This window comes from Acinetobacter sp. YH12235, from assembly GCF_013417705.1.
In the GTDB taxonomy this organism is placed as follows: domain Bacteria; phylum Pseudomonadota; class Gammaproteobacteria; order Pseudomonadales; family Moraxellaceae; genus Acinetobacter.
On the sequence record NZ_VPDL01000010.1, the window covers coordinates 13,383 to 29,606 of the forward strand.

11 protein-coding genes are annotated in these 16,224 nt (G+C 37.4%); 8 read left to right on the forward strand and 3 right to left on the reverse strand.

Annotated features, from left to right (window positions below):
• The first annotated feature begins 5 nt into the window (after window positions 1–5).
• The 6 genes from FTV13_RS06865 (at window position 6) to FTV13_RS06890 (ending at window position 10,251) form a co-directional block, all read left to right on the forward strand.
• Window positions 6–3,185: a helicase-related protein gene (locus FTV13_RS06865; protein WP_180011478.1), complete on the forward strand. Its 3,180-nt coding sequence runs from the start codon at window positions 6–8 to the stop codon at window positions 3,183–3,185.
• Window positions 3,182–4,999, forward strand: a complete 1,818-nt coding sequence (drmB, locus tag FTV13_RS06870) for a DUF1998 domain-containing protein (protein ID WP_180011480.1) — start codon at window positions 3,182–3,184, stop codon at window positions 4,997–4,999. Before FTV13_RS06865 ends, drmB begins: the two co-directional genes overlap by 4 nt.
• Entirely contained in the window at window positions 4,996–6,426 is a 1,431-nt protein-coding gene (locus FTV13_RS06875) for a 3'-5' exonuclease (protein ID WP_180011482.1), read from the forward strand. The genes drmB and FTV13_RS06875 overlap by 4 nt, the downstream gene beginning before the upstream one ends.
• Window positions 6,419–7,714: a hypothetical protein gene (locus FTV13_RS06880; protein WP_180011484.1), complete on the forward strand. Its 1,296-nt coding sequence runs from the start codon at window positions 6,419–6,421 to the stop codon at window positions 7,712–7,714. Before FTV13_RS06875 ends, FTV13_RS06880 begins: the two co-directional genes overlap by 8 nt.
• A 320-nt stretch (window positions 7,715–8,034) precedes the next feature.
• Window positions 8,035–8,712, forward strand: a complete 678-nt coding sequence (locus FTV13_RS06885; RefSeq protein WP_180011486.1) for a metallophosphoesterase — start codon at window positions 8,035–8,037, stop codon at window positions 8,710–8,712.
• Window positions 8,713–9,078: 366 nt separating this feature from the next.
• The gene (locus tag FTV13_RS06890) at window positions 9,079–10,251 is read left to right on the forward strand and encodes an iron-containing alcohol dehydrogenase (RefSeq protein ID WP_159123263.1); all 1,173 of its coding nucleotides are present in this window, start codon (window positions 9,079–9,081) and stop codon (window positions 10,249–10,251) included.
• A gap of 385 nt (window positions 10,252–10,636) precedes the next feature.
• On the opposite strand, the gene FTV13_RS06895 is transcribed toward FTV13_RS06890, so the two are convergent.
• Window positions 10,637–11,383 carry an IS5-like element ISAba31 family transposase gene (locus tag FTV13_RS06895; RefSeq protein WP_179993089.1) on the reverse strand — a complete coding sequence of 249 codons (747 nt, stop codon included), beginning with the start codon at window positions 11,381–11,383 and terminating at the stop codon, window positions 10,637–10,639.
• Window positions 11,384–11,563: 180 nt separating this feature from the next.
• Complete coding sequence (locus FTV13_RS06900) at window positions 11,564–12,745, reverse strand: helix-turn-helix domain-containing protein (protein WP_166139384.1); 1,182 nt, start codon at window positions 12,743–12,745, stop codon at window positions 11,564–11,566.
• Window positions 12,746–12,952: 207 nt separating this feature from the next.
• Between FTV13_RS06900 and FTV13_RS06905 the strand changes: the two genes are divergently transcribed.
• Together FTV13_RS06905 and FTV13_RS06910 are read left to right on the forward strand one after the other, a co-directional pair.
• Complete coding sequence (locus FTV13_RS06905) at window positions 12,953–14,464, forward strand: aldehyde dehydrogenase family protein (protein WP_179993090.1); 1,512 nt, start codon at window positions 12,953–12,955, stop codon at window positions 14,462–14,464.
• 500 nt (window positions 14,465–14,964) lie between these two features.
• Window positions 14,965–15,192 carry a hypothetical protein gene (locus tag FTV13_RS06910; protein WP_125279759.1) on the forward strand — a complete coding sequence of 76 codons (228 nt, stop codon included), beginning with the start codon at window positions 14,965–14,967 and terminating at the stop codon, window positions 15,190–15,192.
• Between the two features lie 10 nt (window positions 15,193–15,202).
• Here the strand turns inward: FTV13_RS06910 and bioB are convergent, their stop codons facing one another.
• Window positions 15,203–16,204, reverse strand: a complete 1,002-nt coding sequence (bioB, locus tag FTV13_RS06915; protein ID WP_179993091.1) for a biotin synthase BioB — start codon at window positions 16,202–16,204, stop codon at window positions 15,203–15,205.
• Window positions 16,205–16,224 lie beyond the last annotated feature (20 nt).

Below are 16,224 nucleotides of genomic sequence, written 5' to 3' on the forward strand. Positions count from 1 at the left end.
ATAATATGCAGAATAACTTTGAAGATTTAAAAAAAATTAGAAACGGATTTTTACGAAAAATTGAGGAAAAAATTATAGGCCCAACAGATGAAAGAAAAGAATTTATTTATGAACCACCACATAAGCAATATCTTAGTGGTTTCTTATTTCCTAAAGATAGTAATGTAAATGATATTAATGACTCTATAGATAACAATAGTATTGAAGTTGGGAATTGTGAGGATAATGTTGATGAAGAACAACAAATGGATTTGTTGTTTCAAAAATTACCATCTAGTGTGGGTTTGAGTTTTGCTGTAGCTTCCGAATGTAATTCAGTTGAAATAGAAGTCAAAGCTGCTAAATATGTAGAAGATAGAGATATAGAAGGGAATAAGGGGTGGAGAAGGCACCCTTTTCATAATGGATGCCCAGAAAAAGTAACTATTTATTTGGAAGATAATGATGTAATTAAACCCATTACTGTATTAGAAGATCATGCAGAAATATTTATAAAAATAAGAAAGTATACTGACTATAAAATTTTAACAATAAGCTTGGTGAATAGGAACGAAACTGAAAAAAGTATTGTAGTTTCCGACATACTTACGCAAGTAGAGCTAAAATGTACGCCCGCATATGGGGTTATTAAATATCAGTCAAATTTCTTTTCTATAACTGATCCCGAAATGCTAATGCTGGAGCTGCAATATAGTCATGTTCCGACTTTTGCACTTGGACATGGATGTAGTGCTTATTGGCCTAAAACATTGAGTGGAACGGTTAATTATGTTCGTACATCATTTCTACCATTGGTTGAAGTGCCTCCTGTTACTACAGAAATAGAGGAATTAGATGTTCAAATTAAAGAAACATTTAAATTAGTAAATTTGAGTAATCCTCAATATGATCCTTTACCAGGATTTAAAGCTTTCATTCAAATATATAAAAATTGGGCAGAAGAACAGGAATCCCAATCAGTTGAAACAAAATATATTGCAATAAAAAAAGATATTTTATTAGCTATTCATAATGCTATTCATCGTGCAGAAAGAGGTATCAAACTATTAGAAAATTCTTCTGAAGCAATGAAAGTTTTTAGATTGGCTAATTATGCCATGCTACTAAGTATGCTTAGAAATAAATTCAAAAATAATAAAGACCCACAGCTTCAAAAAATTTTAAATGAAGCACGTTTAAATCAATTAGACCAAGAGAAGCTTGAAATACCGGTATGGAGACCTTTCCAAATCTTTTTCTTCCTTATGTCCCTGAACGGATTATGGAGTTCTCAGGATGAAGATCGTGACATAGTAGATTTAATTTGGTTTGCTACAGGTGGTGGTAAAACAGAGGCTTATTTAGCTGTCGCAGCATTTGAAATGCTTCGGAGACGAATTGTAGAAAAGGTGCAAGGTACCGCTATTATCAAGCGTTATACACTTCGATTACTTACAATTCAGCAGTTTGAGCGTGCAGGTAGTTTAATTTGTGCGCTTGAATCAATGCGTAGAGTAGGATTAATAAAGGATACTGAAGAATATTCTTTAGGTTTGTGGGTAGGTATATCTGCTACACCTAATAGCAATAAAGGCCAAGACGGCGCGTTAGAAGATCTGCAAGCAATAATTAATACTGACGGAGTAGTAAATAATAATAAAATTCCCTTAAAAGCATGTCCATGTTGTGGTACAGCGATTATTCCTACCCATAAAAAAATTGGTGGTGATGATATGGGCGCACGATGGAATGATAAGACAGAAGAAGTGGAATTATTTTGTCCAAATACTTTGTGTGCTTTCCATGGTGGTTTACCTATACGTTATGTAGATGAGAGTTTATATAAAAAACCTCCAACCATGCTGTTAGGAACCGTTGATAAATTTGCAATGTTAGCATGGAAGCCTGAAGCGAGATGTTTTTTCGGGAACGGACAAAATATACAGCCACCTTCCTTGATTATACAAGATGAACTACATCTAATTTCAGGTCCGCTTGGTACGGTTAATGGTAGTTATGAAGCAGCTCTAGATTGTATCATTAGTACAAGAGGTAAGCCGGCAAAGTATATCTGTGCTAGTGCGACAATTAGAAAGGCAGCTGACCAAATCAAAAAATTGTACGGTCGACAATGTAGTATTTTCCCACCTGCTGGTTTATCAGCTGATGACTCGTTTTTTTCAAAATCTCAAAGCTCCAAGATGGGCAGATTGTATTTAGGTGCTTTAAGTCAGGGACACAGCCCTACTTTTGCCAATGTAGTAGCTACAACTGGGCTGTTAGCTGCTTCGGCCGAATGTGAGGAGCAGCCTGATACATGGTGGACTTTAATTGCTTATCATAATAGTAAACGCGAATTAGGCAAGTCGATGACATTAATCCTAGACGATATACCAGCACGTTTGAAACAAATGGGAGGAACGAGGAAGCTTAAATCAGAGAATATTAGAGAATTGTCCTCGAATCTTAAAGATAGTCAGATTCCAGAAATGTTAGAGGAATTGAAGCGTACGAAAGATAGTGACTCCCAAGAAGCTCTTGATTATGTTGCATGTACTAATATGCTATCAGTAGGTGTCGACGTTCCCCGTTTAGGTTTAATGATGATAAATGGTCAGCCGAAGATGGTATCTGAATATATTCAGGCATCTAGTCGTGTAGGTAGGCAGCAAGAGGGATTGCCAGGTGTTGTTTTTACGCTCTATAGCCCTTCAAAGCCTCGTGATCGTTCTCATTATGAAATTTTTAGATCATTTCATCAGGGTTTTTATCGATATGTTGAACCTACAAGTATTACACCTTTTGCCGAGCCAGCTCTAGATAGGGCATTACATGGGGCTTTCCTTAGTTTTATTCGTATGTCTTCTGATTATATATATGAGAATGATCATGCGGATGATATAGATCAATATGAGAATCATATTCAAACTTTGAAAGACCGTTTGGCTGAACGTATGGAGCGTGCTGGTGCTGATAGAGTAGTTATTGTCGAATATTTGCTACGTTTTATCGATCATTGGCAATCACTTAAAAGAAAGTCAAACCGTACAGTAATGTTTAGCTCATCGAATAGCAAATCGCATCAATCTCTAATTAAATATTTTAAAAAAACAGGGGATGGAATAGAAACTCTTACTTCACTTCGAAATGTTGATATCCCTATAGGTTTGAAAGTTAAAAAGAAAATTAATGGTGTTAATGTATGAAACGAGAAATAAGAGCAAGCAATCTTACAGCGATTTCTGGGGTAGGTGCTATAGTAGATATTGCTCACGAATCTTTTTTAATTCCTGGTATTGAACAATGGAATTCTCCTTCACAAGAAAATCATGAAAGGATACAAAAGTTTGTCTCAGTAAAATTGCCACGAATGGAACAAGCAGTAGGAAAAAAATTATTTAGATTTATTGATGATGGTGCGACACTTTTAGTTTCTCGATTTCCCAAGTCTATGTTTTGCGAAAAATGTAGATCGATTGTTCGATGGAAATCAGAATATGAAAGAGAAGATGATAACGGGAATATTCTGCAACCAACATGTATACATCCTTCTTGTAATGGAAAAATGGTGCCAATGAGGTTTGTTGGTGCATGTGAGGCTGGTCATGTTACCGATATTGATTGGAGGTTGTGGGCACATTCTGGTACAAACGCTAACAGAGAGTGTAGAGCTGATAATAGGCTCAAATTCTATGCTGACAAAAAGGGTGCAGGTTTAGCACATTTAACTATTTTTTGTGATGCATGTAAAAGTTACCGTGATTTGAAAGACTTAACAAATCCATATGTAACTGAAAAGTTTTTATTCTGCTATAGCCATCACCCGTGGATTTATAATCCGAGTAGTGAACGGTGCAATTATCCTTTAAGAATTTTGCAAAAAGGTGCTACTAATATTTATTATCCAAAAGTTATTTCTGCTTTTGATATCCCATCTGCATCTTCTGTTGGAGATTATCAACAGATTACAGATGAAATTCGAGAACGATTAGAAAAAAATAATACTTTTTCACGAACAAAAAAACTATTTGAAAGTTCGAAAAATGCGCCGTGGTTAGAGCAAAAGATTGAAGAAATTGCAAAAAAGGAAAAGATCGATAAATCATTAGTGATTAAATATTTAAGTGATAATAATTCATCAACTGAGCCAGAGAGTAAAGAAGTTGAAGATATTGTAAAAATTCAATTAACTCTGCAAGAGGATGAAATAGAAACTTTTAAAAATTGTTTACTTAAAGGGGGGGCGAGAACTGAACACTTCTATGCTGAAAAAGGAAATATAAAGGGACATATATGGCTGGAAAAGATAATAACAAATACTCTTTTATTACATAAAATTCGTGAAGTTAGAGCATTTACCGGATTTCAGAGAGTCAAACCTTCGGATACTCAAAGAATTGTACCGCCAGATCTTGCTAAAAAACAGGATTGGTTGCCTGTCTCAGAAGTATTTGGGGAGGGAATATTACTACAATTTAATCTGGAGTGTTTAAAAGCATGGGCTTCACAACTTCCTAAAACAGAGATGGATCGGTTTATAAAACTGGAAGCTAAACGTCAAGAGCAAGAGCTCTACTTTTTACCAGAAATAGATCCTATCTATATTTTGATTCATACAATAAGTCATCTTCTAATCCGACAACTAGCCTTTGAAAGTGGTTACTCATCTAGCTCACTCAGGGAAAAAATATACTATGATACTAAAAGAGAATTTGTAGGTATCCTGATTTACACTACGGATTCGGATTCGGAAGGATCTTTAGGGGGATTGGTTGCGCAGGGCGAAAATGTTTTGTTTAACGCAATAGTTGTTAATGCATTAGAAAAGGGGCAATGGTGTTCAGCAGATCCTGTGTGTAGTGAAACATCCGGACAAGGACTAGGGGGATTTAACCATGCTGCTTGTCATAATTGCACACTTTTACCTGAAACTAGCTGTATGAATATCAATACTGAATTAGATCGTTCGCTCATCTTTTCTCATTATGGATTATTAAAATATCTTGGAGTGGAATTGTGAAATTACCAGCTTTGGATGAGCTGACAGATTTACAACGAGAGGTTTATTTGTATGCACCAATCAATACAAATGTATTGGTTAGTGGACCTCCTGGCTGTGGTAAAACATTGATAGCCGGTTTACGAGCTGAGGAAATGGCAAAACGCGGTGTACCAACACGATTAGCTATGTTTAGCCGCGTTTTAAAACGCTATACACAAGGACAGACTAAACCTGCCTATACAATTATTACTATTAACCAGTTCTTTGCTCACTGGATTAAAAAAATTTTAAGGCCCATGCTTAATAATCAATTCGAAATAAACCAATTTGTTGCTAAAAATAATCGTTTTATAAGATGGGAGGAATTAAATAATTATTTAGAGGATTATTTAAAGAAGGATAAAGATGCATTCAAACCTGAGGTATTTAGTTTTGGGTATTTAATTATTGATGAAGGGCAGGACTTCCCTCCATCATTTTATAACTTTTTAACATGTTTGAGTTTTATTGGTGATGTTGTTGCATCTAAGTTTCCATTAAAATGTTTGGTATTAGCAGATGAAAATCAAAAACTAACAGATTGGAATTCTACGTTAGAAGAAATCGCAACAATATTGGACATTACTGAAGACCATCACTATAAATTAATTGATAATTTCCGTAATTCCTATGAGGTTGCAGTTTTAGCAAAAAGTTTTTTTGCTAAAGTAGGTACTATTCCTGTGCTTCCAACTAGAAAGACGGAAAAACCTGAATTAATTCATTATAACTCAGTAAATGAGTTTATAGATTATTTGAATGTTTGGTTGAGAAACCATCCAGGAAAGGAAGTTGGTGTATTCTGTTTTAGAGAACCTGCCAGGGTGGATTTATGTAAAATTTTAAATGATCAACTAGTAAAACAATATAAATTGCAAACATATTCTAGTAAAACTTCTCTAGAAAATCCTGCTGAAAAACTCATTTTTGATGAGACAAACACGTTGACCTTATTAAATGTGCAGAGTTGTAAAGGACTAGAGTTTGATGCTGTATTCTTAATTAATCCTTCAGATATGAATCTAAATGATCAATCAAGTCATTTGGATAAAATGACAATGTTTGTTGCTTCGTCAAGGGCTCGTGATATTGTTAAAATCATTAATTACAATAATTTTAATATTGAGAAATCACAAATTAACATTTTACCAGATGAGTCTGTATTAAAGAGAGTAAATTGGTCTAAACAGTATCCTATACAAGATTATGAAGATAGATGGGATTGGAATGATAAAGTAATGGATTTAGTATCTCGATATAAGTTGGATTATGTAGATCTGAGAAATAAAGGTGGATGTTATTGGGTTTATACTGGTAAGAATTTAAGTAATAAATTAGAACCATTAGGATTTAAATTTTCTCAGGCAAAAGGTGCTTGGTGGTACAAAGGGGACACTCATGAGTAATTCTTTATATTACTTCCCGACGAATCGTGAAGATATTTTATTAATTTTGTCCTCGATAAATTTCAATTTTAAAAATACGCCTTTAAATATAAAAGTGGCAATGGGACCAAAACAAATACCTTATCAGTTTAACGGAAGTATTGGTCCAAATGAGGTAATGGCATTAAGTGGCCATGAGAAAAATTTTCCAGTACTTATTGCCTCTGAGACAAAAATTAAAAAGGGTAACCTAAACCTTTCTGATATTCACCATTTGGTTTTTAGATCTCAGCAGGAAATGGATGATTTTAAATTTCGTGCAATTGCTGAATTTGATACAGAGAGTATTAAGAGTCTTGTGAATCCGGCTTTGTTTGAGTCCTTTGCAAAACAAGAAAAAAAAATGACGATGATTCAGTTACAGAATACTGAGAATTATCAAAGTCATATTGTTTCAGGATTATTGAATTTATTGCACGTTGCACGTTGGAAAGGTTATGATTTAACAACATTTGATCATTTTTTTCAGAGAGATGAAAACTCTATCAGATCATTAATTGAATTAATTTTGGATCTGTCAGGAAGTACTTATCAAAAAAATTATTTAACATTAGCGATCATTCAAACAATTTTAGAAAATGGAAAATTAAGCTCAGCTTCATTATTGGAAAATATTAAAAATAAATGGCTTGATTTATGGGCAGAAGAAGCACCACCATCAGATGAAATGGTTTGGTTTAGATATATGAATTCAATCATTAATTCTACTCAAGCACTGAATTTAGATAAATTAACAGATGAAGGTGGGTCTGTATTTTTACGCGCTGCAACTTTGTTGATCATGTCAGATGATTTGAATATATTAAAAAGTTTCAATGATCAAAGTCCTAATATAGGATTGAAAGTTTTAAATTATGCTGCCTTCCTTATTGGTTTAAAATCTCCTTTGTATCGAAGAAGCTGGGTTGATAAAAAAGATTCGGTTTATTTGCTGGAAGAATTTGCAAGTGCAGTTGAATCAAAAAGATTAGGAAAATTGATTCAACCATTAAAAAAGGCTCTTTATTTATCTCAAGGAACATTTGTAAAATTTTCCGAGGTAAATGGTACTAAAATTAGCGTTTATCATATAAAACAGTCTTATTATCGAACTGTTTTAGAAGATAATAAGAAACAACCTGACTCTGTAGATATTTGGATTTTTGATAAGCAGATGAAGCGTTATTATGTCGATTGGGTTAATAATCCTAATGATGAGGAAATAGAAAAGCTTGTCAAATTATTTGATAAAGTCAATCATAGGAAATAAAGCGAGTAGGTATGACTTATGCCTATTAGTTTAATATCCTAATGGGAATTTATTAAGTGATAGAATTCATTATCCTCTGCGGAAGATACCTTTACCGAAAATTTGTAGGCCACTTTACTAACTCTTTTATTATAAGGTGTGTTACTAAAAGTAGGGGGACATTGCAAAATGTTTCTAATGATTAATAAATGCTTGCTTAAATTATGTACTTTTATTTATGTCCTGAAAAATTAGATTTAAAAAAATAGTAAATTCAAATAGCTGTGACTATTAATAGCGGTTACTGAATTAGCGAATTATTTTAAGATAGATACTAAAAAATGAGTGTTCTAAAGATTAGTAATAAAAAATTTAAATCGTGTTTTATCGTGGGAGATCTCCACGGATCTTATAGTCTTTTTATGCATGAGCTTTATCTAAAGAATTTTGATTTTGAAAATGATCTCTTGATCTGTACAGGTGATCTTATCGATAGAGGTAATGAAAATTTAGAATGTATTTCATTACTTGATCAAAAATGGTTTTTAACTGTACGCGGCAATCACGAAGAAATGTGTATAAAAGGACAGTATGACTCTAAAATTAGAGATATACATCTGCGTAATGGTGGAGAATGGTTTTATAAGTTGCCCCAGCAAAAGCAGCTAGAAATTATCAATCACTTTAAAGAATTACCTTTAGTTATAGAAGTCCAACTAGAAAGTAAAAAAATCGGCATTATTCATGCCGACATTGATATCCATGACTGGAATATCTTTAAGCAAGATATTTGTAAAGGTGACTATAAAATACCAGGAATCACATCATCATATTCAAACGCACTCTGGGGTAGGGGGCGAATACGTAATTACTCCAATCAATATGATATTGTAGATAATATCGATGCAGTCTATTTAGGTCATACGATTGTAAAAGAATATACTCAAATTGATAATTGCCATTATATTGATGTAGGATCATCTTTCACTTCTAAACTTTGTATTGTAAAAGTTCAATAAAGATTTACTGCGGAGTGGGGGAGTAAAAAGTTTAAATGATCAAAAAAACAACACTTAAATCGTGTATCCTGCTTTGTATCCTGAATTTTTCTATGAATAATTAATTGATTAAAAACAATAGGTTAATGGATTGTTGTTGTCTGTCTGGGCCCACCAAATACATCAAGCATCTAGGAGCAATACTCTTAGGTGCTTTTTTATTTTTTGAATTCATTTAAGCACTATCTATCTTCAAAAATAACTAAAATTTCAATCTCTTATCATAAGGTAGGCTTTTAGTAGGTGGGATTCTTTTATCGTTCATTGAATACTTAAATCACGGTGAGGGTCACCGATAATAAGATGAATGGTAGAAGGAATCGAACCATGGCTTTTAAGAATATTGCAGATCAAACAAACGGTTTTTATATCCCTTGTGTTTCACTTTTCGGTCCAGGCTGTGCCAAAGAAATTGGCGTTAAAGCACAAAATTTAGGTGCCAAGAAAGCTCTGATTGTGACCGATGAAGGCTTATACAAATTTGGTGTCGCAGATACCATCGCAAATTATTTAAAAGAGGCTGGTGTTGACAGCCATATCTTCCCAGGTGCAGAACCAAACCCAACAGATATTAACGTTCATAATGGCGTACAAGTCTACAATGACAACGGCTGCGATTTTATTGTATCACTCGGTGGCGGTTCTTCACATGACTGTGCCAAAGGTATTGGCCTGGTGACTGCCGGTGGTGGTCATATCCGCGACTATGAAGGTATTGATAAAAGTACTGTGCCTATGACACCGCTTATTGCAGTCAATACCACAGCGGGTACAGCGTCGGAAATGACACGCTTCTGTATCATTACCAATACCGATACCCATGTCAAAATGGCAATTGTGGATTGGCGTTGTACACCATTGATCGCGATCGATGATCCTAAATTGATGATTGCCAAGCCAGCGGGCTTAACTGCCGCGACTGGTATGGATGCCTTAACCCATGCGGTAGAAGCGTATGTTTCTACGGCAGCCAATCCGATTACGGATGCCTGTGCAGAAAAGGCCATTACCATGATCAGTGAATGGCTGAGTCAGGCAGTAGCAAATGGTGAAAATATTGAAGCACGTGATGCTATGAGCTATGCACAGTATCTGGCAGGCATGGCATTCAACAATGCATCACTCGGATATGTGCATGCGATGGCACACCAGCTGGGTGGTTTCTATAACCTGCCACATGGTGTATGTAATGCGATTTTGCTACCGCACGTATGCGAATTTAACCTGATTGCCTGTCCGGATCGCTATGCAAAAATTGCCCAGTTGATGGGTGTAAATACTGAAGGATTAACTGTGACTGAAGCAGCTTATGCAGCGATTGATGCCATTCGCCAGCTTTCAGCTTCAATTGGAATTCCATCTGGTCTGAAAGGCTTAGGGGTTAAAGAGGAAGACCTTGCCATTATGGCAGAAAATGCGCAAAAGGATGCCTGTATGCTGACCAACCCGCGTAAGGCTAGCCATGCACAAGTCGTAGAGATTTTTAAAGCGGCGCTGTAAGCCTCTATGTAAGTCGATTCTCTCCACTCGGCAGACTTACATTTTATGCAACCCTGTTCGCACTTCTTAGTGAAGTGCGCCAAGATAAATGTATCCCCATGCGATATTCTTGGCTGATCCTTACACCCTTGATAAGGATATAGAGCAGGCGTTGCTCTTTTTTTTTGCCTAAATTTTTGCTTTCAAAAAATATATTTGGGCAGTTAATTCATCAGGGTATAGCTTATTAAAATTAACTGAATGAACTCGATAATAATAAAATACTGGAATGAGCAGAGTATTGCTAAAAGCTTATTCGTAGCATGAGCTAAATCAATAAAATGTTATAATAAAAAATTATAATTCTAAAGTAGGGTCTGTTGACACTTACTGTTCATAATTAACCCTATAACGGTAGCCATAAAAATATACAGGCTAAGGCAACAGAACTTTGATAATTTCTTTTGAGCTTGTCATATCGAGTAGCTATTCCTCTAAATTGCTTTAATCTACAAAACATATTTTCAACTAAGTGCCTGATTTTATATAAATACCAGTCCATATGGTCATTGTTCGATTGGCTATTCGTTTTCTTTGGTATATTCGCTTTAGTCCCTGTTTTCCTGATCTGTTCACGCAGTGGTTCTGAATCATAGCCTTTATCTGCACATACCACTTTTGTCTCTTTTAAATCTAATGTTGATATTAAATCAGGTGCAACTTTAACATCATGTGTGGTTCCATCGGTAATCATGAAATCAATAGGATTGCCATGTACATCAACAATCAAATGTATTTTTGAGGAGTTTCCTCCTGCACTTTTAGAAATAGATTGATTCGCTATGCCGGCAGAATGTTGATGAGCACGTACATGAGAGCCATCAATAAAAATCCACTCCATATCGGGGCATGAGGCTAGTAATTTGAATAATCTAAGTAACTTACCGCTGCTTGACCAACGATTAAAACGTTTGAAAATAGAGTTTGAATGACCAAAACAAGAAGGAATATCTCGCCATGGACAACCTGTCCTAATTCTATAGAGAATAGCTTCAATAAAATTGCGTAAATTTGAGTTGTGGTGAATGGATAAATTACGCAGAATAACTTTCAACTTTTGCCAGTGTTGATCTGTCAGCATGGTACGAGGCATAGCGAATAGTAAAATTGGGTTTGGCGATTTGATTTTACTACTTCGCTATTTTTTTAAGCTAAAAGTGTCAACACACCCTAGTTAAATGCTTTTTATATTTTTATAAGTTGGAATCTTCTCAATGGAAGATAGCCGTAATTATCTTGCTAACAAGAAGCCAAACAAGAAATGATCTGATTTTTAAATATCCTGAAATTTAAGCAGGGTTTGATGTGCTGGATGACCTTTTGGCATCAGTTCAATCAGACGTTCAACCGCATCAATTGCTTCAGGAAAACGTGCTACATGTTTCAGCAGCACATCAGTTTCATTGGCTTTGAAAATAGCATCACTGAGACGTGATTCCAGACAATCCCGCCATGCACATAAAAATGGGCTTTCAGTTTTTGCCAGAAAAACTCCAGTATAAAGTTTTAAGGCTGAATCGATATAACCTGCATCTAAAGACTGTTCGGTTTGCAGGAAGTCTGCTTCAACATGCGCCAGCAATCGATAAGGGCGCGAACCAAGCATACCGCCCAGAATATCTCGTAACTGTGACATTTCAGCTTTTAGCGTACCCATGCTGACTTTACGTTCGCCATAAAGTGCCTGATGCAAGTGATCCAGACTTAAACCTTGTGGGAATAAAGCCAGAATAGCGAGAATTTCAGTCTGGCGTGGGGTTATGGTCAGGGTTTTACCATTAAAAATGACCTGCGGGACAGAAAAGGCACGAATATATAAACGCTGTTTTTGCGATTCCAGTAAAGCAGATTGAATGATGGATGCACAACGTTCGGCTGCTAATAGCCCTAAGCTATTATGTTTTTGCCAGTGGGTGGACAGATCAATAACCCCTAGAATCTGTTTGGAATAAGGATCAATAATGGGGGAGGCATAACAGACTAGATCCTGCACGGAAGGCATGTAATGTTCGCTGGAAAACACGCAGCTCGATTGTTGGGTTTTGATCGACAGGGCAAGGGCATTGGTCCCGACCAGTTCCTCACGCCACTGACCGCCTTCAACTAAGTGAATATTATCAGCAATTGTGCGCAATTCAGGGCAGGAGGCCCGCCATAGTACCGTACTGCCAATATCTCCAACGGCCAAAACCATAGAGGACTGTTCGGCAATATGCCTCAAACTTTCAGCACAATGTTCCAAGGCATGACTTAAAGCCGAAGAAGTGCTGATTTGTTTTATATCTGTTAATGGGGCAGCCAGACGATTTTTGGGAATCTCGGCTAAAGAAGAGCGTTGCCAGGAGCTAACGATGCTCTGTTCGAGTTGTGCTGCATGTGAAGGCGATAAACTGCTGCTTTGACGAAGCTGATCAATTTTTTGCCTTTGTTGTATCAAGCTCTGTTCTGTCATCATTCCTTATTCTCACAATAATTCATGATTTACATCCAAATGTAATTATTATTGTTTTTATGAGGAATCAAAAGAAATGTAAATCGGTTGAGTGCCAACCTTTCTCCAACCTTATAACGCGTATGTTAACTAAATAGAGTACGGATGTACCTTATACCAAAGCTGTAGATGCAGCATTTTTAAAGATTAAAATAAGCAAAGGAAATACATATGCGTTATATCGATCCGAACCAGCCTGGCTCAAAAGTTCATTTCAAAGCCCAGTATGACAACTTTATTGGTGGGCAATGGGTGCCGCCAGTCAAAGGCGAATACTTTGATAATATTTCTCCTGTAGATGGCAAGCTGTTTACCAAAGTGCCACGTTCTAGCGTGGAAGATATTGAACTGGCGCTGGATGCTGCGCATAAAGCTAAAGCACAATGGAATAAATCATCTCCAACGACTCGCTCTAACATTCTGCTCAAAATTGCTGATCGTCTCGAAGCCAATCTGGAACTGCTGGCGGTGGCTGAAACCTGGGACAATGGCAAGCCAATCCGTGAAACCCTGGCTGCTGATATTCCTTTAGCGATTGATCACTTCCGCTATTTCGCCGGCTGTATCCGTGCGCAAGAAGGCGGCATTTCTGAGATTGATGAAGATACCATTGCCTACCATTTCCATGAGCCTTTAGGTGTGGTTGGTCAGATCATTCCATGGAACTTCCCGATCTTGATGGCAGCATGGAAATTGGCACCGGCTTTGGCCGCAGGCAATTGTATCGTTCTGAAACCGGCAGAGCAGACCCCGGTCAGTATTCTGGTACTGGCTGAACTGATTCAGGACCTGTTACCTGAAGGTGTATTAAACATCGTGAATGGCTATGGTGTTGAAGTCGGCCGTCCACTGGCTGTGAATCCGCGTATTGCCAAAATTGCCTTCACTGGTTCGACTGCTGTAGGTCAGCAAATCATGCAATATGCCACTGAAAATATTATTTCGGTGACACTGGAACTTGGTGGTAAATCACCAAATATTTTCTTTGAAGATGTCATGGCGCAGCAGGATGATTATCTGGAAAAAGCACTGGAAGGTTTCACCATGTTTGCCTTGAACCAAGGGGAAATCTGTACCTGTCCATCACGTGCTTTGGTCCAGGAAAGTATTGCTGATCAGTTCCTGGAACTGGCAATCGATCGGGTTAAACGTATTAAAACTGGTCATCCACTCGATACTGAAACCATGATTGGTGCGCAGGCATCGCAGGAACAGCAGGACAAGATTCTGGGGTGTATTGCAACAGGTCGCGGCGAAGGTGCAGAAGTGCTTGTTGGTGGCGGTGTACGTCAGGAAGTCGGGCAAGGCTTCTACATTGAACCGACCATCTTTAAAGGCACCAATAATATGCGTACCTTCCAGGAAGAAATTTTTGGGCCGGTACTGGCAGTAACCACCTTTAAAGATTTTGATGATGCCATCAAGATTGCCAACGATACGATTTATGGCCTAGGTGCTGGTGTCTGGTCACGTTCGGCACATACCTCGTATCGCGCTGGCCGTGCCATTGAAGCGGGTCGTGTCTGGACCAACTGCTATCATATCTATCCGGCCCATGCAGCCTTTGGTGGTTACAAGAAATCTGGGATCGGTCGTGAAAACCACAAGATGATGCTGGATCATTACCAGCAGACCAAAAACCTGTTGGTGAGTTATTCAACCAAGCCAGCTGGTTTCTTCTAAATAAAAGCAAAAAAGCGAACTTCGGTTCGCTTTTTTTATAGTAGAGAATCTTTAATAAGTGGTATTTGAGATATAGATCACAGATGCTAATTAAAAGCATGAATCAATTGAAATTTAACTTTATCGGAAAGTTGAAAAAATGAATGAAATAGGTTTTACATTTTGAAAAATTCTGGTTATAAGTTAGAGGTGGTTTTTATCCAGAACAACAAATCGACACTCAGGAAGGGTGCCTAAAGAAGCGTATTTTAAAAATGATGAAACGGGAGTTTTATAATGCTTCAACTACTGAAAAAACTATTCTGCTTGCACATTTATGAATACCAGCAAATGGAGGAAATTGGGGCAGATTGGGAATGCCGCAAATGTGGTACCCAAAGAGATTAAAAAATACTGCAAGAAAAAGTGAGCGATATGCTCACTTTTTTATATCCATTATATTTAATCTAAACTCATATCCATTAAAATCATTACCAGTACCACATGATGAGAAGGCTTAAATGAGCAAAGATTTCCATGCCAAAACCTATATTGTAGATGAAAATCTGGCTGACACTTTACACTGGTTAAGCCTGCATCAGGACTGTTATGACTCTTTTAGTTTTGATGCACTGACGCAGGAACTGGTCGTACATCATGCCAATGGAACAGACCAGATCCGGATCGGTGATTATCTCAATGCCAGTTATGGCATTTTAATTACTGCGCATAACTTTTCAGCATCTTGAATTATTTCAATTAACTTGCCATTGCATCAGTCGCCAATGCGCGGATGCTTGGCTTTGGTTGTTCTGCTACCAGTCCCAATTTTTCAAAGAGCTGTTGGTCACGACCTTTGGCTGTATTTGGAGTCGTTAGAAGTTTTTCGCCTGAGAAAATTGAGTTGGCGCCTGCCATAAATGCCAATGCCTGATCTGAGTCAGTCAGTGATTCACGGCCTGCCGAAAGACGAATATAACTTTTTGGCATCAGAATGCGGGCCACTGCAATAGTTCGAATCCATTCAATCACATCCAGTTTTTCAACATCTGCCATCGGTGTGCCTTCGATTGGCACCAGCATATTGATAGGCACAGATTCCGGATGAATTGGAAGGGTAGAAAGCTCAAACAATAAACCGATCCGGTCATTACGACTTTCACCTAAGCCGACAATGCCACCACTACACACTTTTAAACCCGCTTGACGCACATGATCCAGTGTATCCAATCGGTCATCAAAACTGCGGGTACTGATAATATGTGAATAGTATTCACGTGACGTATCCAGATTGTGATTGTAATAATCCAGTCCTGCATCTTTCAGGCGTTCTGCCTGTGAGGCATTCAGCATGCCTAAAGTCATACAGGTTTCGAGTCCCAGTGCTTTGACTTCACGTACCATGTCCAGTACATAAGGCATATCACGTTCATGCGGATTACGCCATGCTGCTCCCATACAGAAACGTGAACTGCCAGAGGCAAGAGCTTCTTTTGCTTCCTGAATTACTTTTTCTACTGCGATTCGTTTTTCCGCTTCGAGTTTGGAGTCATAATGTGCGGACTGAGAACAGTATTTGCAATCTTCTGGGCATTTACCGGTTTTAATAGAGAGCAGGGTACTGACCTGAACGGCATTGGCATCAAAATATTGACGATGAACCTGTTGAGCCTGAAAGAGCAAATCCATTAAAGGTTGTTGATACAGGGCCTCAATTTCTGCACGAGACCAATCATTACGTATCGGATCAATACTGTTCATCTGTCCATCCTTGTTCATAT